This is a genomic window from Gemmatimonadota bacterium, from assembly GCA_016720805.1.
Taxonomy (GTDB): Bacteria; Gemmatimonadota; Gemmatimonadetes; order Gemmatimonadales; family GWC2-71-9; genus Palsa-1233.
The window spans coordinates 200,491-219,395 of the sequence record JADKJZ010000014.1; the positions used below are offsets into that span (position 1 = coordinate 200,491).

Consider the following 18,905-nt stretch of genomic DNA (forward strand, 5'->3'; position numbering starts at 1 on the left):
GTGACTCGCGACCCTCTCAGCCTTTCACCCTAACGACTAACGACTAACGACTAACGACTAACGACTCCAGCACCCTTTCCCCCCAACGCCTCTCCCACAATCCGCGCCTGCTCCGCCTTGTGCGCCGAGAGATAGCCCTCGGCTGGCGAGGCGCGCTCGGGACGGCCGATGTAGCGCATCGTCACGCCGGCCGGGAGAATGGTGCGCATCCGCGGCTCGATGAACGACCAGGCGCCCATGTTGCGCGGCTCTTCCTGCACCCACGCCACGTCGGTCAGCGACGGATAGCGCGACAGCAGTTCCTTCACCTCGCGCTCGGGGAAGGGATAGAGCTGCTCGATCCGGGCGATCGGCGGGCGATCATCGCCGAGCTTGGCCGCCTCTTCGACGAGGTCGTAGTAGACCTTGCCGGTGCAGAGCAGCAGCGTGCGCGCGGCGGCGCGGCGACCGTTGGTGGCCGGATCGTCGAGGACCGTCTCGAAGCGGCCCGAGGAGAGATCGGCCAGCGAGCAGCTTGCGGCCGTGGCGCGGAGCAACGACTTCGGCGTCATCACGACCAACGGCCGGCGGATCGCCCACTTCGCCTGACGGCGCAGGACGTGGAAGTACTGCCCCGAGGTGGAGCAGTTGACCACGCGGATGTTGCCCTCGGCGGCCGACTGCAGGAAGCGCTCGACGCGCCCGCTGGAATGCTCCGGCCCCTGGCCCTCATAGCCGTGCGGCAGCAGCAGCGTGAGCCGCGAGGTGACGCCCCACTTCGACAGACTCGACGCGAGGAACTGGTCGAGCATCACCTGCGCGCCGTTCACGAAGTCGCCGAACTGCGCCTCCCACACCACCAGCGCCTCGGGCGCCGCCGTGGCATAGCCGTACTCGAAACCGATCGTCGCCAGTTCGGAGAGCGGCGAGTTGTGCACCTCGAGCGGCGCCGAGGCGCCTGGCAGCGCCTGCACCGGCGCGAAGACGTCGCCATTCAGTGCGTCGTGCAGGACCAGGTGGCGATGGGAGAAGGTGCCGCGCCCCACGTCCTGGCCGGTGAGCCGGATCGGAGTCCCCTCGACCAGCAGCGAGGCAAACGCCAGCGCTTCGGCGTGTCCCCAGTCGATGCCATGCGGTTCGATCAGCGCGCTGCGACGCTTCTCGAGCTGCTTCACCAGCTTCGGGTGCACCGTGAAGCCGGCCGGCCACGAGAGGAGCTGCTCGTTGAGCGAGGCGATCATCTCCGCCGGCAACGCCGTCTCGAGTTCGCCGGCCACGCCCGCATCGCGCGCCGGCTCGACCACGGCAGCCGGCCGCCCGATCGACGACTTGAAGGAGGTCTGGATCTCGACAAAGCGGTCGTACGTCTTGGTCACCAGCGCATCGGCATCTCCAGCCGAGAGCACGCCGGCGCTCGCCAACTGCTCGGCGTAGCGGGCGCGCACCGTCGGCATCTCCTTGATCCGCGCGTACATCACCGGCTGCGTGTAGCCCGGCTCGTCCGTCTCGTTGTGCCCGTGGCGGCGATACCCCACCAGATCGATGAGCACGTCGTCTTCGAACTTGACGCGGTACGCCATCGCCAGGCGGACGGCCGCGAGGCAGGCCTCCGGGTCGTCGGCGTTGACGTGGATGATCGGGATGTCGAAGCCCTTGGCGAGGTCCGACGCCCAGCGCGTCGAGCGGCCGTCGCGCGGGTCGGTGGTGAAGCCGACCTGATTGTTGGCAATCAGGTGGACCGAGCCGCCGGTGTGATAGCCCGCGAGGTCGCCGAGATTCAGCGTCTCGGCCACGACGCCCTGCCCCGGGAAGGCGGCGTCACCATGGATGATCACGGGCAGCGCGGCCGTCGTGTCGACCACGGCTTCGCGGCCGCGACGATTGGTCTGCGCCGCGCGCGCCCGGCCATCGACCACCGGCCCGATGAACTCGAGGTGACTCGGGTTCGGCAGCAGCGCGACCGTGATGGCCTTGCCACCCTGCGTGACGAACGCTCCCTCGGCGCCGTGATGGTACTTCACGTCGCCGGTGCCACCATCTGGGGTCATCCCGCCGGTCGGTTGCTTGGCGCCTTCGAATTCGGCAAAGAGTGCCTCGTACGGGCGGCCGACGGTGTGCACCAGCACGTTCAGGCGGCCGCGGTGCGCCATGCCGAGCACCACGTCGCGTGCGCCCGCGTCTGCGGCGAGCTCGATCGTGAGGTCGAGCATCGGGACCATGATGTCGAGCCCTTCGATCGAGAAGCGCTTGGCACCGAGATACGCCTTGCCGAGGAAACGTTCGAGCCCCTCGACCTGCGTGAGCCGCTCGAGCAGGGCATGCTGCGCCTCCGCCGTGATCGGCTGGCGATGGGCGCCCGATTCGATCTGCTGCCGCAGCCAGACGCGCTGCTCGTGCGAGGCGATGTGCTCGACTTCGTAGGCGATCGTACCGCAATAGGTGGCCTGCAGGTGGGGCAGCGCCTCGGCGAGCGTCTTCCCGGGGACGGCGATGCGCAGCACGTCGGTCGGGATGGTCGCCATCGTGGCCTCGTCGAGGCCGACCGTGGCCGGGACGAGCGCCGGATCGCCGACCGGCGGCGTCCCGAGCGGATCGAGCTGCGCGGCCAAGTGGCCGTGGGTCCGGAACGCCTTGATCAGCGCCATCCCGGCCGCCACGTGCTGCAGCTGGGCCGGCGACGTGGTCGTGGCGGCGCTCGCGATCGGCATCATGCCGGTCCAGCCCGCGGAGGCCGGGGGCGCGGCGACGGAGGCCGTTCCGGGGGTGGCGGTGAGGGGCGACGGGGTCGCAAGGCCGAAGGCCGCGAAGATCCCCTCGTAGAAACCGTGCTCGCCCTGAAGGAACTGGTCCACCAGCTTGAGGAAGTTCCCCGACTCCGCGCCCTGGATCACGCGGTGATCATACGTCGAGGTGATCATCATCACCTTGGCGATGCCGAGCGTGGCGATCTGTTCCTTCGACATCCCGGTGAACTCGGGCGGATAGGCGATCGCCCCGGTGGCGAAGATCGTCCCCTGGCCGGGCATCAGGCGCGGCACCGACGCCACCGTCCCGATGCCGCCCGGATTGGTGAGCGTCATGGTGGCGCCAGCGAAGTCGTCGGGCATCAGCTTGTTGGTGCGCGCCTTCTCGACCAGCCCTTCGTAGGTCGCCAGGAACTCGGCGAAGCTCATCGTGTCGGCGCGCTTGAGCACCGGCACCATCAGGCCGCGACTGCCGTCCTTCCGCTCCACGTCGACGGCGAGGCCGAGCTGGACGTGCTCCGGCACCAGCTTGTAGGCGTCGGCGCCGCTCTTGAGGACGCCGGTCCCCATCACCGGGAACTGCTTGGCCCCCTGCACCAACGCCCAGGCGATCAGGTGGGTGAACGAGAGCTTCTCGCTGCGGCCGGCTGCCTTGAGCTGGCTGTTGAGCTCGGCACGGCGCGCCTCGAGCACCCGAACCGGCAGCTCGCGGAAAGTCGTCGCCGTCGGAATGGCGAGGGAGGCGTCCATGTTGCGGGCCAACGCCGCGGCCGGCCCCTTCAACTGGACGGCATGGGCGGGCACGGGGACGTCAGGGGCCGCCGCGGCAGCCGCGGTGGGGGCCGTCGCACTCGGGGCGGCCGCGGGCCGCTCGAACGGGACGGGGGTCTGTTCCTCGAGCAGGGCCTCGAAAATGGCCTCGGCCGGAAGGCCGACCTCGGGCTGCTCGGAATCGTTCGGATGCACGGCATCTCCGGCTTGGAGTCAACCTGACAAGATAATCGAGGAATCCCGGCCAGCGACCTCGCAGACACGACCCGTGACCTGTAACCCGGGTCGCGGGTCACGGGTCACTGGTCACGGCTCCTGGTCAGCGTTCACCCCTCACCCCTCACCCCTCACAACTAGATTTGCTGCATGCTCCCCCCCTCCCCAGGCCGCCGCGCCGTCGTCATCGCCGGACTCCGGACCCCGTTCGCCAAGGCGGGCACGGTGCTCCAGGACGTGACCGCCGCCGACCTCGCTCGCCATTGCACCCGTGAACTCCTCTACCGCACCGAGCTCCCCGGCGACGAGGTCGACGAGGTGATCTACGGGCAGGTGGTGCCGTCGCCGTTGCTGCCCAATGTGGGCCGCGAGGTGTCGTTGCTGCCGCAGCTGCCGAGGACGGTGCCGGCGTACACCTTGAATCGTGCCTGTGCCTCCGGCGCGCAGGCGATCTGCAACGCCACCGACCAGATCATGGCCGGGCATGCGGACGTGATCCTCGCGGGGGGCGTCGAGACGCTCTCGGATGTCCCGATCCTGCACACCCGCAAGTTCTCGCAGATTCTCGTCTCCGCCTCCAAGGCGCGCTCGCTGGGCGATCGGCTCGGGCTCTTCGCGCAGGTGCGCGGTCGCGACCTGGTGCCGGTCTCGCCGGCCATCGCCGAGCCGAGCACCGGGCAGAGCATGGGGCAGTCGGCCGAGAAGATGGCGAAGGAGAACCGGATCTCCCGCGAGGCGCAGGACGAGCTCGCGGTGATGAGTCATCAGCGTGCCGCTGCGGCGACTGCTGATGGTCGCCTGGCGATGGAGATCGCACCGTGGTTCGGCGGGCGTGGCATGGACCAGGTGATCGACAGCGACAACCTGATTCGTCCCGAGACGTCGCTCGACGCGCTCGCCAAGCTCAAGCCGGTCTTCGACCGGACCTACGGCTCGGTCACCGCGGGGAATGCCTCGGCGCTCACCGATGGTGCCGCCACCACGCTGCTCATGAGCGAGGAGAAGGCGCACGCGCTCGGCTATCGGCCGCTCACCGCGATCCGTGCCTACGCCGTCGCGGCGGTCGATCCGGGATGGCAGTTGCTGATGGGCCCTGCCTACGCGGTGCCGATCGCCCTCAAGCGCGCCGGGATTTCGTGGAACGATCTCGGATTGGTCGAGATCCACGAGGCATTCGCCTCGCAGGTGCTCTCCAACGTGCAGGCGTGGGGCTCCGCCGATTGGGCGCGTCGCCTCGGCCTCCCGGGCGTCGTCGGCGAGGTCGACTGGAGTCGCACCAACGTGATGGGTGGGTCGCTCGCGATCGGGCATCCCTTCGCCGCGACCGGTGCGCGCCTGGTGACCTCCCTCTCGAACGAGATGGCCCGGCGCGACGTGCAGTTCGGTCTCATCTCCATCTGCGCGCAGGGCGGGATGGGCTTTGCCATGGTCCTGGAGCGGGTCGGATGAGCGCCTTTTCGGTGGAACGGCGCGGCGGGGTGGCGATCGTCACCTTCGACACGCCCAACGAGAGCGTCAACAAGATCAGCAAGGCGGTGGGCTGGGAATTCGAGGATCTCCTCGGCCGGCTCGCGACCGATGAGCCGGTGAAGGCGATCGTGCTCCGTTCAGGCAAGCCCGACACCTTCATTGCCGGGGCCGACATCGAGGAGTTCGTCGCGCTGCGCAGTGTCGAAGAGGCGCAGAGGCTGTCGCGCGATGGACAGCTGCTGATGCAGAAGGTCGCCGAGTCGCCGAAGCCGATCGTCGCGGCAATCCACGGGGCCTGCGTCGGTGGCGGGATGGAGCTGGTGCTGGCCTGCCGGTATCGCGTGGCGTCCGACCATCCGAAGACGATGCTGGGGCTGCCGGAAGTCCAGCTCGGCCTCCTGCCGGGCGCCGGCGGCTCGAATCGGTTGCCGCGCCTGATCGGTGTGCGCGCCGCGCTCGACATCATCCTGGCCGGCAAGAATGAGCGCGCCAAGAAGGCATTCGCGCTCGGCATGGTCGACGAACTGGTACCCGAGTCGATCCTGCTCGACACCGCGATCGCCGCGGCCGAGCGCCTCGCGCGCGGGTGGAAGCCTTCGCGGAAGGGACGTGGCGTCAGCGGGGCGCTGCTCGATGGCACGCCGATCGGTCGGCTCGTGGTGTATGGCAAGGCGAAGGAAGCGGTCACCAAGAAGACCGGGGGCAACTATCCGGCGCCGCTGCGCGCGTTGGAAGTGGTGCGGACCTCGCTCGAGCAGGGCATGACGCGCGGCCTCGAAGCCGAGGCGCAGGCGTTCGGCGAACTGGCGATGTCCGATGTGTCGCGGCGTCTCGTCGAGATCTTCTTCGCCACCACCGCCATCAAGAAGGATGATGGTGTCCCGGCCGGGGCGGGACGCGCCACCAAGGTGCGCCGCATCGGCGTCGTCGGCAGCGGCTTCATGGGCGCGGGGATCGCCGGCACGGCGGCGCTCGCGGCCAACGTCGAGGTCCGGATGACGGACGCCGAGCTCTCGCGCGTGGGGAAGGGCCTCAAGGCCGCGACGGACTTGATGACGGCGCGACTCAAGAAGCGGCGGATGACGCCGCACGAGTATCAGCGGACGCGCGCGCTCCTCAGCGGCACCGGTGACTTCTCCGGTTTCGGTGGCGCGCAGATCGTGATCGAGGCGGTCTACGAAGACCTCGGCGTCAAGCGGCAGGTGATCGCCGACGTGGAGGCGGCGGTGCCGCCGCACGTGATCATCGCGACCAACACGTCGACCATTCCGATTCAGGACATCGCCGCCGGCGCGCAGTATCCGGAGCGGATCCTTGGCATGCACTTCTTCTCGCCGGTCGAGAAGATGCCGCTGCTCGAGGTCATCCCCACGGCAGTGACCTCGGCGGATGCCATCGTCACGGCGGTGCAGTTCGGCCGGGCAATGGGCAAGACCGTGATCGTCGTCGCCGATTCGCCCGGCTTCTGGGTCAACCGCATTCTCTCGCCGTATCTCAACGAGGCCGGCTTCCTGCTCGAGGAAGGGGTCCCGATCGAGACCATCGACACGGCGATGACGTCGTGGGGTTTCCCGGTCGGACCGGTCGCGTTGCTCGACGAAGTCGGTCTCGATGTCGGCGAAAAGGCGGGGAAGGTGATGTACCAGGCGTTCGGCGAGCGACTCACGCCGTCGAAGGTGATCGCGGCGATGCGCGGCGACGATCGACTCGGCCGCAAGAACGGCCGCGGATTCTATTTCTACAAGGACGGCCACAAGACCGGCGCCGACGGCTCGGTCTTCCAGTTGCTCGGTGTGCGCCCCGCAGGCGAAGTCGATGTCCAGCGCGTGCAGGATCGGCTTGTATACGCCATGCTCAACGAAGCGGCGATGGCGATGAGCGAGGGCGTGGTGCGGGTCCCGCGCGACGCGGACATCGGCGCCATCTTCGGCATCGGCTTCCCGCCGTTCCGTGGTGGGCCGCTGCGCACGCTCGACGCGATCGGGGCAGCCGAGGTGGTGGCCAAGCTCGAACGGTTGGAGGCCACGCATGGTCCGCGCTTCCGCGCGGCACCCGTGCTCGAGGAGATGGCCCGCATCGGCGGCCGCTGGTATCCGGCCGAGGGCCGCTGACTCCGCTCCGCCGCCGCGCCGTCCTCGCCCTCGTCGCGGCGGGCACCATCGTCTGGCTGCTCGCGCGTCAGGAGAGTCAGTTCTCGATCGTCGGCATGGAGGGGCCCGCCTCCTCGGCGCTGGGGTCGTTGCTCCCGGCGGTGTCGGCCGGCCTGACGATCGCGGTCTCCCTCGTCATCGTCGATGTCGTCGGCGGTCCCGTCGTCGCCGTCCTCGCCGCGATCTGCATTCTCCTCCTCCCCGATTTCCTCCCGTTGCACCGCAGCTCACTCCTCGGCCCACCGCTCCTCACCATCACCATTGGCATGCTGGCCGTGATGCTGGCGGCGCCGCGCTTCTCGCTGGCCTACGGCGCCGTGGCCGCTGTCGGGGCGGTCTGGGTGTCTCCGCAGGCGATTGGATTGGTGCCGGCCGCGGTGGCGTGGGCGCTCCTGCAACCGAACGGACGGCGTGGACGCGTGCCACGCGCTGCGTTGTCGCTGCTGCCGCTCGGCGTTGCGGTGCTGCTCACCGCCCTGGTCGGCAGTGCCTGGCCGGCGCCGGTGCAGCTCGGTTGGCGCGGCGGCCTCGATGCGGCGCTCGGGGCCATCGGCCACGTCCTGGCCGCCCAACAGGTGCCAGCGATCACCTCACCGTCGCTTCGCTGGGTGATGGTGGCCGACACCACGCTGATTCTCCTCGCCCTCACCGTGATGGCCTGGCGTGGGGCGAGCGCGGCATCGACCCCGGAGCGTCCACGTCGGTTCTATCCGGCGATCTGTGTCCTCGCGACCAGCGTCTCGATCGGACTCCTCGCCCACGCCATGCTGCTCACGGGGGCGCCGCTTCCCAGTGGGGAGACGGCGATGTCGCTCGCAGTGCTGGCCACGATCACGATCGCGGTCTCCATCTCGGTCCTCTGGCCCCGCTGGCGCTGGTGGGGGAAGGGAATTGCGGTGGTGCTGCTTGCCGGATGGCTCGGCGCGGCCGTCATCGGCTAGAATCCAGCATGACACCAGCCACCCTGCGCCCAGCGACCGCCGCCGATGTGCCACTGATCCTCGACCTGATCCGCGGCTTGGCCGAGTATGAGCGGCTGCCCCACGCGGTCGTCGCCACCGAGGAGGGGCTGCGGGCGTCGCTCTTCGGCCCGATCGCGGCCGCCGAGGTGGTGATTGCCGAGGTCGACGGCGCCTCGGCCGGCTTCGCGCTCTTCTGCCACAACTACTCGACCTTCCTCGGTCGGCGCGGCCTCTGGCTCGAGGATCTCTTCGTGCGCCCGGCGTTCCGCGGCCAGGGGATCGGCCGCGCGCTGCTGGTCCACCTCGCCGAAGTGGCGGTGGCACGTGGCTGCGGACGGCTCGAGTGGTCGGTGCTCGACTGGAATGAATCGGCGATCGGCTTCTACCGCTCGCTGGGTGCGGTGCCGATGGATGAATGGACCACCTTCCGCGTGACGGGTGAAGCGCTGACCAAGTTGGCCGGCGCGTGACCAACCTGCCGCGGTGGGACGATGGCACCTGGCCCGGACTGCCACGACTCGACGGTCCGGTCGCCGCCGACGTCTGCGTGATCGGCCTCGGGGGCAGCGGCCTCACGGCGGTGCATGAGCTGCTCGACCTCGGCCAGCGCGTCGTCGCGGTGGACGCTGGCATCGTGGCCGGCGGCGCAGCCGGACGCAACGGTGGTTTCCTCCTCGCCGGTCCGGCCGACTTCCACCACGATGCGGTCGCGACGCACGGGCGCGAGCGGGCCACCGCGCTCTATCGGCGCACCCTCGCGGAGATGGACCGCATGACAGCCGAGACGCCCGGGGCGATTCGGCGCGAGGGGTCGCTGCGGATCGCGGAGAGCCCCGAGGAGCTGGATGACTGCCGCGCCCAGCTCGCCGCGATGCGCGCGGACGGTCTCCCGGCGGCGTGGCATCGTGGTCCGGACGGCGAGGGACTGCTGATCCCGACGGACGGCGTCTTCCATCCGCTGCAGCGCTGCCGTGCCCTCGCGGAAGGGGCCGTGGCGCGGGGCGCGCGGCTCTATGAACAGTCGGCGGCCATCGAGATCACCGGGCAGGGTGTGCTCACGGTCGACGGCAGCGTGCTCTGCAACGCGGTGATCGTTGCCGTCGACGGCCGCCTCGAGTCGGTGCTTCCCGAATTGGCCGGACGAGTGCGCACCGCCCGGCTCCAGATGATCGCCACGGCACCCACTGACGAGATTCGTACCAGGTTCGCCGTCTATTCGCGTTACGGTTACGAGTATTGGCAGCAGCTGGATGACGGATCCGTGCTCCTCGGCGGCATGCGTGATCGCGGTGGCGAAGGCGAATGGACCGACATCGCCGAACCGGCCGAACCGGTGCAATCGCTGCTGGAAACGCACCTTCGTGAACGGCTGCGGGTCCAGGCCCCGATCACCCATCGCTGGGCCGGGGCCGTCGGCTACACGCCGGACGGCCTGCCGATCTTCGAGGAAGTGCGGCCGCGCGTCTGGGCCATCGGTGGCTACTCGGGCACGGGCAACGTGGTCGGTGCCATCTGCGGGCGGGCCGTGGCACAGATGGTCGTGGAGGGGAGTGCGCCTGATGCGGCGCTCTTCCGCGCATGAGGAAGCGCACCGGCGGACTCGTCTACTCCACGGATACCGGCCGCACCTGCCCGACCTGTCGGCGCGGGGTGGGCGATTGCCGCTGCCGCGAGAATGGCCCGCCGCCAAAGCGCGATGGCGTGGTGCGCGTCGGCCGCGAAACCAAGGGACGCAAGGGCGCCGGCGTGACGCTGGTGACCGGCGTCCCCTTGGAGGGCGATGCCCTCGATGCGCTGGCCAAGGCCCTGAAACAACGGGTCGGCTCCGGCGGTACGGTCAAGGATGGCGTGATCGAGCTGCAGGGTGACCATCGGGACGTGGTCGTCGCGGAACTCGCCAAGAAGGGTTGGACCGTCAAACGCGTCGGTGGCTGAAGGCTTGTCCCCCGCGGAGTCCGGCAGCATCCTCCAGCATCCCACATTCAGGAGTACCCCCCATGTTGAAGCGTCTGATCGCGCCCCTCGCCCTGGTCGCGCTGTTGGCGACGCCCGTCGTCGCGCAGGACAAGATGAACCACACCGAGCCGCCAAGTGACCTGATGCCGTTGCTCCATCAGTATCTCGATTGGTTCGTGAAGGGCGCCGAGCAGATGCCGGAAGCGAACTACAGCTTCAAGCCGACGCCGGAGATTCGTTCCTTCGGTGAATTGGTCGGGCACATGGCCAACAGCAACTTCATGATCTGCGCCGGTATTCGCGGCGAAAAGAGCCCGAGCGCCCCCGACTTCGAGAAGGTGACCAGCAAGGCCGCCCTGGTGAAGGGCGTGAAGGACGCGCTGACCTACTGCCACACGGTGCAGGTGTGGGCCAATGCGCACCCGCACGATCAGGTCGATCTCTTCGGGATGAAGGGGAGCGTGACGTGGGCGCTCGCGTTCAACATTGCGCACAACGCCGAGCACTACGGCAACATGGTGACCTACATGCGGATGAAGGGCATGACCCCGCCGTCGAGCCAGGGCAACTGAGCTGGCCACTCGGCGGCTGCCCCATCCGCTGGTGCTGATGCTGGGGGGCGTGGCCGTCGCGGCTGCGCTCACCTGGCTGGTGCCGGCCGGCGAGTATGAACGGGTGGTGGACGCCGCCACCGGACGCACCATCGCCGTCGCCGGCACCTACCACGCGGTGCCTGACGCGCCAGTCGGGCCCTTCGCCGCCGTGATGGCGGTGCCTCGCGGCATCGCCGAGGGGATCGAGGTGATCCTCACCATCTTCCTCGTCGGTGGTGCCTGGTACCTGGTCGACAAGATCGGGACCCTCGGGCGCGCGGTGAACGCCCTCGCCTCGCGCTTTCGCGAAGGCAGCCTCCTCGCCCTCCCCCTCCTGATTCTCTTCTTCTCGATGATGGGTGCCGCCGAGAACATGCAGGAGGAGATCATCGCGCTGATCCCCGTGCTGCTGGTGCTCGGGAGCAGGCTCGGCGTCGACGCCGTCACCATGGTCGCGGCGAGTGCCGGTGCGGCAATGATCGGCAGCGCCTTCGGCCCGACCAATCCGTTCCAGGCGGGCATCGCGATGAAGCTCGCCGAGCTGCCGACCCTCTCCGGCGGCGCCCTCCGCACGGCGATGTGGATCGCGGGGACGGCACTCTGGACCGCCCTGACGTTGCGATGGGCAAGCCGGCATCGGGTGCCGGTGGCGAGTGCGCAGGTCACTCACGCGCCGTTGACCACGCGCGACGGGCTGATCCTCGCCTGCGTCACGGTGCCGCTCGCGGTCTACATCTACGGCGCCCTCCAGCTCGACTGGGGCTTCAACGAGCTCTCCTCGGCGTACTTCATCGGCGCCATCCTCGCCGGGGTCATCGCGCGTCTCAAGCTCGATGACACCATCATCGGCTACCTCGAGGGGATGCAGTTGCTGCTCCCCGCCGCCCTGCTCGTCGGCGTGGCGCGCAGCATCACCGTCGTGCTCCAGGATGGGCACATCATCGACACCATCCTCTACAGCATGGCCACGCCGCTCGCCAACGTCTCCACGACGGCCGCCGCGCTGCTGATGGTGCCGCTGCACGCGCTGCTGCACATCCCCGTCTCGAGTGTCAGTGGGCAGGCGGCGCTGACGATGCCGATCATGGTTCCGCTTTCGGACCTCCTCGGCGTCTCGCGCCAGGCCACGGTCCTGGCCTACCAGGTCGGCGCCGGCCTCTGCGAATTGCTCACACCCACCAACGGCGCGCTGATGGCCGTCCTCCTCGCCGCCAAGGTTCCCTTCGGCGACTGGCTCCGCTTTGCGACCCGGGGCTATGCGCTGATGCTGGTCATCGGCATTGTGGGAATCCTCGTCGCGGTTCGCTGATCGCCGTTCGCTTCTCGCTTCTCGAGTCTCGCCGTATGCACTTCAGTTTCAATCGCGACATCCGCTTCGCCCAGACCCTCCCCTCCCGCCTCTACGTCGATCCGACGTATCTGGCGCTCGAGGAGGAGAAGATCTTCGGGCGCACCTGGCAGCTGGTCGGGCGGGTGGCCGACCTGGCCGAATCGGGGAGCTTCATCACCGCCCAGATCGGTGACGAGGCGATCGTCATCGTGCAGGACCGGGGCACGCTGCGCGGCTTCCACAACATCTGCCTGCATCGGGCGGGGCCGGTGGCGTCGGGATGCGGCACCCGGCAGACGCTGCAGTGTCGCTATCACGGCTGGACCTATCGGCTTGATGGCACGCTGCTGCGCGCGCCCGAGATGGAGGGGACCGAGGGCTTCGATCCCGAGTCGATGCGGCTGCTGCCGGTGCAGGTGGCCACGTGGGGACCGCTGGTCTTCGCGAACCTCGATCTCAAGGCGCCGCCGCTCGACCATTTCCTCGAGGGGATCGGCGAGCGGACGGCGCGCTTCCAGCCCGAGGCGATGCGCTTCGTGATGCAGAAGCGCTGGACCGTCGAGTGCAACTGGAAGGTGTACGTCGACAACTACCTCGAGGGATACCACCTCCCGGCGGTGCATCCCGGGCTCTACAAGGAGCTCGACTACGATGCCTACCGGGTGGAGCCGCATCGCTACTGGTCGTTGCAGCACGCGCCGCTCCGGGCCGGACATGGTCCGGAGCGCATCTACGTGCCCAATGGTGAGGGGGATGACGCCCAATACTACTGGTGCTTTCCCAACGTGATGCTCAACATCTACCAGGGGCAGATGCAGACCAACGTGGTGCTCCCCTGTGGTCCCGACCGCTGCGAGGTCGTCTTCGAGTGGTATGCCGTCGATCCGCCGGCCGATGCGGCCACCGACCCGAAATGGACCTCGCTGATCGCCTTCAGCGACGAGATCCAGGACGAAGACATTGAAATTTGCGAACGGGTCCAGCAAAATCTCCGCTCGCGCGTGTACGACCGCGGCCGCTATTCCGCCCTGCGCGAGAACGGCGTCCACCACTTCCATGCCTTGCTGCACGAGTTCCTGACATGAGCCGACTGACCCGCTCGACCGTTGCCCTCGCCGCCCTCGTTGTCGCCTCGACCGGCTGCGCCCGGCAGGGCGCCATCAGTCCCGATCCGGCCGCCCCCGATTCCTTCGACGTGGCGATGGAGACGAGTGTCGGCACGATCACGCTGCGTAGCCGCCGTGCCTGGGCGCCGCACGGCGTCGACCGCTTCCATCGGCTGGTGAGCGAGGGGTTCTACGACGACGTCCGATTCTTCCGCGTCGTCCCCGGTTTCGTGATCCAGTTCGGCCTCTCCGGCGACCCCAAGGCCTCGGCCAAGTGGGAAGCCGCCCCGATCGCCGACGACACCGTCAAGGTGTCCAACAAGCGCGGCACGGTGGTCTTTGCCCGCGCCGGCCAGAACAGCCGCACCTCGCAGCTCTTCTTCAACACCGTCGACAACGGCCTGATGCTCGATGCGGCCGACGGCTTCGGCTTCCCGCCGTTCGCCGAGATCACCAGTGGCGTCGAGGTGCTGGACAAGATCTTCCAGGGCTATGGCGAGGCGCCCGACCAGGGGCAGATCATGCGGGCGGGGAATGCCTACCTGCAGGAGAACTTCCCGAAGCTCGACTACATCAAGTCGGCCAAGGTCACCAGCCACTGGCCGTAGCGTGCCACGGTTGCGCCCTCACGGCCCCACCCCGCTAGACCTTCAGTGCCGCCCAGTGGCTGGGCGGCACCACCACCGCGAGGGAACGATGAAGGACAAGCAGCTCGACAAGCTCGTCAAGAAGGTCACCGGCGTGGCGCGGACCGAGAAGGACAAGAACAAGCGCTTCGTGGACCCCACGCTGGAAGCCACGAAGCGCCCGGAAGAAGCGGCCGATTCCGACCGCCAGTTCCTCTTCAAGGAAATGAAGAAGCGGGAGTTCTAGATCCCGCGCTGCAGCAGCTCGCGGACCACCTCGATCTGCTTGTTGGTGGGGAGATCCGCCGTCGCCTGACGCAGGGCGTGCGCCCGCTCCAGTGACTTCGGGTCGAGGAGCAGCTCTTCGCGGCGCGTCCCGCTCGCCGCCACGTCGATCGCCGGAAAGATCCGTCGCTCCGCCAGCTCCCGGCTCAGCACGATCTCGGCGTTGCCCGTTCCCTTGAACTCCTCGAAGATCACTTCGTCGGCCTTCGAGCCGGTGTCGATCAGCGCCGTGGCGATGATCGTCAGCGAGCCCTTGCCCACGCGCGGGTCCACCGCGCGCGCGCTGCCGAAGAAGCGCTTCGGGCGCTCCATCGCCTCGGCCCCGATGCCGCCCGACAACGTCCGACCCGACCCACGGTCGATGTTGTTGTACGCGCGCGCGAGCCGCGTGAGCGAATCGAGGATGATCACCACGTCCTCGCCCAGCTCCACCCGCCGCCGCGCCCGCTCCAGCGTCATCTCGGCGACCGCCACATGGCGCGCCGCGCCGTGGTCGAACGACGAGGCGATCACTTCGCCCGCGTTCGCCATCTCCATCTCGGTGACCTCCTCGGGCCGCTCATCGGCCAGGAGGATGTACACCGTGGCATCGGGCTGGTTGGTGATGATGCCGCGCGCGATCGCCGTCAGGAGGGTCGTCTTGCCGGCCTTTGCCGGGGCCACCACCAGGGCGCGCTGCCCCTTGCCGAGCGGGCAGAGGAGGTCGACCATCGCGGCGGTGATGTCGGCACCGCGGCCGACCGGGCCGAGCGCGGAGAGGCGGAGCCGCTCCTTCGGATGCGAGGCGGTCAGCCGGTTGAAATCGGGCCGGGTCAGGCACTCCGCCGGGTCGCGGCCGAAGAGCGAGGCGACCTTCTCGAGGGCCGGTCCCTTCCCGTTCCGCTGGGCGATTGCATCGCCGGCGATTTCATCGCCCGGCCGCAACTTGTGCTTGGCGATCAGCGATTGCGGGACAAAGACATCCTGCCCGGTCGGGAGGTAGCTCGATGCGCGCGAGCGGAGGAAGCCGCCGCCACGTTCGGTCAGCTCGAGGACGCCTTCCACCTGTCGCGTCCCGCTCCCGCCGACGGGCGCTTCCTCGAGCGCCGTGCCGCCCTCGCCCTCACCGGGTCCCTCCAGCCGCGGGGCGCCGCCCCCACTGCCGCCGGGCCGGCGCCCCCGTCCACGCCCACCCCGTCGCCGCGGCTTGCCACCCTGCCCACCCCCATTGCCCCCGCGCGGATCGCTCACGAGGCACTCCGGCCGAGGGCTGCGCGCACCAGCGCGGCTCCGTCATCAAAGCCGTTCCCCTCGGCGATTGCCAGCGGGGTGTAGCCGGCGCACTCAAGCGTCGGGTCGGCGCCGGCGTCGAGGAGGAGCGCGACGAGGGGAAGTCGCTTGGCAGCGAGCGCAGCATGGAGCGGGGTGTTGGTCATCGCATTCTGGGAAAGGGGGTGAAGACTGGCGCCGTGCGCCAGCAGGATCGTCGCGGCGCGCGGGGCGCCGAAGAAGGCAGCAAGGTGGAGCGGGGTCCAGCCATCGACCGAGTAGGTATCGGCCAGCGTTGCGTCGTCGTCCAGCAGCGCCTCGAGCCGTGCCACATCGTCAACGGCCGCCGCCTCGTGGATACTGCGTGGCCAGGACTGACCCGTCAGCCAGCACGCAACCTCGCCTGCGCGATGGTACAGCGCAGCCAGGAGGGGCGTTTCACCAGTGGGGGCCCGCTGCGAGAGCAGGGCGGGGTCGGCCTGAACGAGCGAGCGAACCTGCTCGAGGTCGTTCCGCCGACAGGCATCGAACAACGTGTCGGTCACGTACCCTGGGGGTGTGGGCGGCGGGAGGCGCGCCCTCGGGCGCAGCCAGCCGCACAAATCACGCACCAGTGCCGCGATTTCGCCAGTCCCCGCCAGCTACTCCGGGAAGATGCTCCCGTGGGCCGGGGCGAGGTGCGCCGAGAAGTGCCGGAGCGCCGGGGGCTGGGCCGTGATCCGCATCCCGCGGATCCGGTCCCGGCGCTCCCCGACGTAGCTCAACACCTCGGCCAGGTAGTCCACGTGGCTCTGGGTGTAGACGCGCCGTGGGAAGGCCAGCCGCACCAGCTCCATCGCCGACGGCTGCTCGGTCCCGTCCGGTTGCTGCCCGAACATCACCGAGCCGATCTCGACCGACCGGATGCCGCCGACCAGATAGAGCACGCAGGAGAGCGCCCACGCCGGATACTCGCTCTGGGGAATGTGCGGCAGCATCGCCTTGGCATCGATGTAGAGCGCGTGTCCGCCCGGCGGCGTCACCATCGGGATCCCAGCCGCCGTCATCCGGTCGGCGAGGTACGCCACCGAACGCACCCGGTACCGGAGGTAGTCCTCGTTGAGTGCTTCGTCGAGGCCGATCGCGATCGCCTCGAGGTCGTAGCCAGCCAGCCCGCCGTACGTCGGAAACCCTTCCGTCAGGATCAGGTTGTCGCGGCATCGGCGCGCCAGGTCGTCGTCGTTCACGGCGAGGAAGCCTCCGATGTTCGCCATCCCGTCCTTCTTCGCGCTCATCGTCGCGCCATCGACCTCGGCGAACATCGCCTGGGCAATCTGTGTCGGCGTCTCGTGCTCGTGGCCCGGTTCGCGCTCCTTGATGAACCAGGCGTTCTCCGCGAATCGGCAGGCGTCGAGAAAGAGCGGGACTCCGTGGCGATTGCAGACGGCCCGCACAGCGCGCAGGTTCTCGAGTGACGCCGGCTGACCGCCGCCGGAATTGTTCGTCACGGTGTACATCACCAGCGGCACCTTCCCGGCCTGCTCGGTGAGCACCCGGTCGAGTGCCTCGACATCCATGTTCCCCTTGAACGGATGCCACACCGACGGCTGTCGTCCCTCGGCGATCGGCAAGTCGAGGGCGGTCGCGCCGCGTGCCTCGATGTTGGCCCGCGTGGTGTCGAAGTGGGTGTTGTTCGGCACGATCTGCCCCGCGTGCACCACCGTCCCGAAGAGGATCCGCTCGGCCGCCCGACCCTGGTGCGTCGGGATCACGTGGCGCAATCCGGTGATCCGCTGCACCGCCGCCTCGAAACGATAGAACGATTCGGCGCCGGCGTACGACTCGTCGCCGATCATCATCCCCGCCCATTGCCGCGACGACATCGCGCCGGTGCCGGAATCGGTCAGCAGGTCGATCAGGACGTCGCGCGCCCGCAGCAGGAAGAGATTGTGATGCGCCGCGTCGAGGGCGACCCGCCGTTCCTCCGCCGTGGTCTGGCGAATCGGTTCGACGCTCTTGATGCGGAACGGTTCGATGATGGTGCGGGGTGCGAAGGTCATGTGGTGGCGGCGCGCTGGCGCCAGTAGAGGAAGACGGGGATGCCGAGCAGCAGCAAACCGCCGCCGCGCAGGGCATTGCCCGGATTGGAGGCGAGTGAACCGAGCACGACGTAGGCCGCCGCCGCAACGAAGGCGAGCGTGGTCCACGGATGCAATGGCACGAGGAACGGCACGACGCGGTCACCGTCGGCCCGGCGCAGCGCAAAGAGCGTCGCCGCGGTCAGGCCGAAGAAGATCCAGTCGGCAAACACTACGTAGTCCAGCAGGGCGCCGTAGGTCCCCGAGAAGAGCAGGAGAATGGCCCAGGCGCCTTGCACCACGATTGCCGCGACCGGCGTGCGCCAGGTCGGATGCAGCGTCGCGAACGACTTGAAGAAGAGCCCATCGCGCGCCATCGCCTGATAGACGCGGGGCGAGACGAGGATCACCAGGTTCAGGAAGCCGAAGGTCGAGGCCACGATCCCCGCGGCGATCAGCCGCCGTCCGCTCTCGCCCGCGATCCCCGCCATCGTTTCGGCCGCGGGCGCGTGGCTTGCCGCCAGTCCGGCCGGGCCGAGCACCCGCAGGTACGCCACGTTCACCAGCAGATACGCCACCACCACGCCGATCACGCCGAGGATCAACGCGCGCGGAAGATCGCGCTCCGGATCGCGCAGCTCCTCGGCGATGAAGTTGGTCTGCTGCCATCCGCCAAAGGCGAAGAGCACCGGCACCAGTGCCGCACCGACCTTGAGCAGCGTCGACCCCGCCTCGATCGGCGCCTCCGCCTGGTTCACCGCGGCTGGCGCCGAGAACGCCGCGATCACCAGCACCGCAATGGCCAGCAGCTTGAGCAGCGTGAAGACGTTCTGGGTCCACGCCGCCGGCTTGACGCCGATCACGTTGATCGCGGTCAGCAGCACAATCGCTCCGGCTGCCAGCATCGGCTGCTGCCCGGCGGGGAGCCCGAAGAGGTCGGTGGCGTACCCCGCAAAGGTCATCGCCACCGCCGCGATGGCCCCGGTCGCCATGATGAGCAGCAGCGCCCAGCCGTAGAGGAAGCCGGCCAGTGGCCCGAAGGCTTCCCGTAGATAGGCGTAACCGCCACCGGCAAGCGGCCGGCGTCGGCCCAGTTCGGCGAAGACGAAGGCACCCAGCAGGGCAATCACCGCGCCCAGCACCCAGACCAGCAGGGTGCCGTTGCGGCTCCCCATTCGGGCGGCCACCACCGAAGGATTGAGGAAGATCCCCGACCCGATAATCCCGCCGATGACCATCATGGTGGCGGAGAAGAGTCCCAAGGTCCGGGCATAACCGACGGGGGGCGGTGTCGTCACGGTGGTGGGGGGCTCCCGGCGCGCGGGTCAGGGTGAGGAGTGGGGGGTGGCGCGGAGCAAGTCCGGAGGATGGCGCAGTGGGGCCCCCGGCACAAGGCGACCCCCCTGCGGCTA

At 68.9% G+C, this 18,905-nt stretch carries 16 protein-coding genes; 11 read left to right on the top strand and 5 right to left on the bottom strand.

The features are described from left to right. Positions 1-50: 50 nt before the first annotated feature. Positions 51-3,689, bottom strand: coding sequence for a multifunctional oxoglutarate decarboxylase/oxoglutarate dehydrogenase thiamine pyrophosphate-binding subunit/dihydrolipoyllysine-residue succinyltransferase subunit (locus IPP98_11130; protein MBL0179662.1), 3,639 nt, complete (start codon positions 3,687-3,689; stop codon positions 51-53). A 171-nt stretch (positions 3,690-3,860) separates the two neighbouring features. Between IPP98_11130 and IPP98_11135 the strand changes: the two genes are divergently transcribed. The 11 genes from IPP98_11135 to IPP98_11185 all read left to right on the top strand — a co-directional run bounded on the left by IPP98_11135 (position 3,861) and on the right by IPP98_11185 (position 14,150). Further along, entirely contained in the window at positions 3,861-5,159 is a 1,299-nt protein-coding gene (locus IPP98_11135; GenBank protein ID MBL0179663.1) for an acetyl-CoA C-acyltransferase, read from the top strand. Further along, positions 5,156-7,291 carry a fatty acid oxidation complex subunit alpha FadJ gene (fadJ, locus tag IPP98_11140; GenBank protein MBL0179664.1) on the top strand — a complete coding sequence of 712 codons (2,136 nt, stop codon included), beginning with the start codon at positions 5,156-5,158 and terminating at the stop codon, positions 7,289-7,291. Before IPP98_11135 ends, fadJ begins: the two co-directional genes overlap by 4 nt. A gap of 95 nt (positions 7,292-7,386) precedes the next feature. Further along, positions 7,387-8,271 carry a hypothetical protein gene (locus IPP98_11145; protein MBL0179665.1) on the top strand — a complete coding sequence of 295 codons (885 nt, stop codon included), beginning with the start codon at positions 7,387-7,389 and terminating at the stop codon, positions 8,269-8,271. Between the two features lie 8 nt (positions 8,272-8,279). Then, positions 8,280-8,762 (top strand): GNAT family N-acetyltransferase, encoded by a 483-nt coding sequence (locus tag IPP98_11150; GenBank protein ID MBL0179666.1) that lies wholly within the window; start codon positions 8,280-8,282, stop codon positions 8,760-8,762. Further along, on the top strand, positions 8,759-9,874 hold the full coding sequence (locus tag IPP98_11155; GenBank protein ID MBL0179667.1) for an FAD-binding oxidoreductase: 1,116 nt from the start codon (positions 8,759-8,761) through the stop codon (positions 9,872-9,874). The genes IPP98_11150 and IPP98_11155 overlap by 4 nt, the downstream gene beginning before the upstream one ends. Beyond that, on the top strand, positions 9,871-10,227 hold the full coding sequence (locus IPP98_11160) for a translation initiation factor Sui1 (protein ID MBL0179668.1): 357 nt from the start codon (positions 9,871-9,873) through the stop codon (positions 10,225-10,227). Before IPP98_11155 ends, IPP98_11160 begins: the two co-directional genes overlap by 4 nt. 62 nt (positions 10,228-10,289) lie before the next feature. Further along, positions 10,290-10,820 (top strand): DinB family protein, encoded by a 531-nt coding sequence (locus tag IPP98_11165; protein MBL0179669.1) that lies wholly within the window; start codon positions 10,290-10,292, stop codon positions 10,818-10,820. Between the two features lie 31 nt (positions 10,821-10,851). Beyond that, positions 10,852-12,150, top strand: a complete 1,299-nt coding sequence (locus IPP98_11170; protein MBL0179670.1) for a YfcC family protein — start codon at positions 10,852-10,854, stop codon at positions 12,148-12,150. 35 nt (positions 12,151-12,185) lie between these two features. Continuing rightward, on the top strand, positions 12,186-13,256 hold the full coding sequence (locus IPP98_11175) for a Rieske 2Fe-2S domain-containing protein (GenBank protein ID MBL0179671.1): 1,071 nt from the start codon (positions 12,186-12,188) through the stop codon (positions 13,254-13,256). After that, positions 13,253-13,885 (top strand): peptidylprolyl isomerase, encoded by a 633-nt coding sequence (locus IPP98_11180; GenBank protein ID MBL0179672.1) that lies wholly within the window; start codon positions 13,253-13,255, stop codon positions 13,883-13,885. Before IPP98_11175 ends, IPP98_11180 begins: the two co-directional genes overlap by 4 nt. 88 nt (positions 13,886-13,973) lie before the next feature. Beyond that, positions 13,974-14,150, top strand: a complete 177-nt coding sequence (locus IPP98_11185) for a hypothetical protein (protein MBL0179673.1) — start codon at positions 13,974-13,976, stop codon at positions 14,148-14,150. Here IPP98_11185 and rho read toward each other — a convergent pair. The 4 genes from rho to IPP98_11205 all read right to left on the bottom strand — a co-directional run bounded on the left by rho (position 14,147) and on the right by IPP98_11205 (position 18,791). Continuing rightward, a complete protein-coding gene (rho, locus tag IPP98_11190) occupies positions 14,147-15,418 on the bottom strand; it encodes a transcription termination factor Rho (protein MBL0179674.1) in 1,272 nt (423 codons plus the stop codon). The genes IPP98_11185 and rho overlap by 4 nt on opposite strands. Next, positions 15,415-15,981: an ankyrin repeat domain-containing protein gene (locus IPP98_11195; protein ID MBL0179675.1), complete on the bottom strand. Its 567-nt coding sequence runs from the start codon at positions 15,979-15,981 to the stop codon at positions 15,415-15,417. The genes rho and IPP98_11195 overlap by 4 nt, the downstream gene beginning before the upstream one ends. Before the next feature lie 96 nt (positions 15,982-16,077). After that, complete coding sequence (locus IPP98_11200) at positions 16,078-17,475, bottom strand: tryptophanase (protein MBL0179676.1); 1,398 nt, start codon at positions 17,473-17,475, stop codon at positions 16,078-16,080. Beyond that, positions 17,472-18,791, bottom strand: a complete 1,320-nt coding sequence (locus IPP98_11205; GenBank protein MBL0179677.1) for an amino acid permease — start codon at positions 18,789-18,791, stop codon at positions 17,472-17,474. Before IPP98_11205 ends, IPP98_11200 begins: the two co-directional genes overlap by 4 nt. Positions 18,792-18,905 lie beyond the last annotated feature (114 nt).

Excerpts from the sequence above, each read along its gene's own strand:
- IPP98_11185 (MBL0179673.1), top strand. The coding sequence starts at position 13,974 with ATGAAGGACAAGCAGCTCGACAAGCTCGTCAAGAAGGTCACCGGCGTG.
- IPP98_11135 (MBL0179663.1), top strand. The coding sequence starts at position 3,861 with ATGCTCCCCCCCTCCCCAGGCCGCCGCGCCGTCGTCATCGCCGGACTC.
- IPP98_11165 (MBL0179669.1), top strand. The coding sequence starts at position 10,290 with ATGTTGAAGCGTCTGATCGCGCCCCTCGCCCTGGTCGCGCTGTTGGCG.
- fadJ (MBL0179664.1), top strand. The coding sequence starts at position 5,156 with ATGAGCGCCTTTTCGGTGGAACGGCGCGGCGGGGTGGCGATCGTCACC.
- IPP98_11145 (MBL0179665.1), top strand. The coding sequence starts at position 7,387 with ATGGAGGGGCCCGCCTCCTCGGCGCTGGGGTCGTTGCTCCCGGCGGTG.
- IPP98_11200 (MBL0179676.1), bottom strand. The coding sequence starts at position 17,475 with ATGACCTTCGCACCCCGCACCATCATCGAACCGTTCCGCATCAAGAGC.
- IPP98_11160 (MBL0179668.1), top strand. The coding sequence starts at position 9,871 with ATGAGGAAGCGCACCGGCGGACTCGTCTACTCCACGGATACCGGCCGC.
- IPP98_11175 (MBL0179671.1), top strand. The coding sequence starts at position 12,186 with ATGCACTTCAGTTTCAATCGCGACATCCGCTTCGCCCAGACCCTCCCC.
- IPP98_11180 (MBL0179672.1), top strand. The coding sequence starts at position 13,253 with ATGAGCCGACTGACCCGCTCGACCGTTGCCCTCGCCGCCCTCGTTGTC.
- IPP98_11150 (MBL0179666.1), top strand. The coding sequence starts at position 8,280 with ATGACACCAGCCACCCTGCGCCCAGCGACCGCCGCCGATGTGCCACTG.